Annotated in this window: 1 protein-coding gene; it reads left to right on the top strand. The window is 48.9% G+C overall.

Annotation, left to right across the window (positions count from 1 at the left end):
• Positions 1-118 precede the first annotated feature (118 nt).
• A partial coding sequence (locus JEP36_RS17670) for an Ig-like domain-containing protein (protein ID WP_442958772.1) occupies positions 119-1,192 on the top strand: 1,074 nt, incomplete at its 3' end.

Raw genomic sequence — 1,192 nt, 5'->3', positions numbered from 1 at the left:
GAAAGCCGAAGTGACTATTCCGGCAGATAAAGTGACGGCAGACGGTAACTACTCTGTTACGGCTGAAATTACCGATCCAGCGGGTAATACCAGTGGAAAAGGTCAGCCAACAGACTTTATGGTCGATACAGTTGCCCCTTCAGCACCAGAATTAAAAGCAGAAGATGACGGCTCGGTATCTATTGAACTGCCAACGGATGCCAATAAAGGCGATACCGTAGAAATTACGTTTGAAGATGAAAACGGTGACAAACATACGGTGACCTTAGAAAAAGGCGACAATGGTTGGACATCGGATACCCCTGCTTTAATTCCGGATAGCAATGGTGATAAAGCGACGATCCCTGCGGATAATGTAAAAGATAACAGCGAAGTAACGGGTGTTGCCAAAGATCCAAGCGGCAATGAAAGTGATCCTTCAACTGTGACTTCAAAAACCGATGGTGTCACCGATGCACCAGTGCTGACTATCCCAGAAGTGGCGGATGGTTATGCGAATGCGGATGAACTGAAAGATGGTTTACAGGCCGAAGTGACCTTGCCAGCAGGTACCGTAGAAGGTGCTGAAATTACGCTAACTATCACTCGTCCAGATAACACCACTGAAACTATTACACATACCGTCACGAAAGATGACGTGACGGCAGGCAAAGTGTCAATGGATATTCCGAAAGACGCAGTACAAGACGGTCAAAATAGCGTAGGTGTCAGCTTGTCACAAGGTAGTAATCCAGCTAAACCAGGGAATAAAGTGGAATTTGCTGTTGATGGACAAATTCCAGGCGATACCGACGGTGACGGCGTGGTAGATGCATTACCGCAAGTGACTATTCCAGAAGCAGCTGATGGCGTGAATGCCGACGAGCTAAAAGACGGCGTACAAACCGAAGTGACCGTGCCAGCAGGCAGTGCGGAAGGGGACAAACTCACCCTGACGATCACCAAACCCGACGGTAGCACTGACACTGTTGAACACACGCTGACGGCAGATGAAGTCATGGCGGGTAAAGCCGAGGTGACTATTCCAGCAGATAAAGTGACGGCAGACGGTAACTATTCTGTTACGGCTGAAATCACCGATCCTGCGGGTAATACCAGTGGAAAAGGTCAGCCAACTGACTTTACGGTCGACACTCAAATTCCAGGCGATACCGACGGTGACGGCGTGGTGGATGCATTACCGCAAGTGACT

Source organism: Proteus sp. PR00208 (genome assembly GCF_016238545.1).
Classification (GTDB): Bacteria; Pseudomonadota; Gammaproteobacteria; order Enterobacterales; family Enterobacteriaceae; genus Proteus.
Note: the sequence above shows the minus strand (reverse complement) of the source record. Positions and strands in the feature narration are given on the sequence as shown.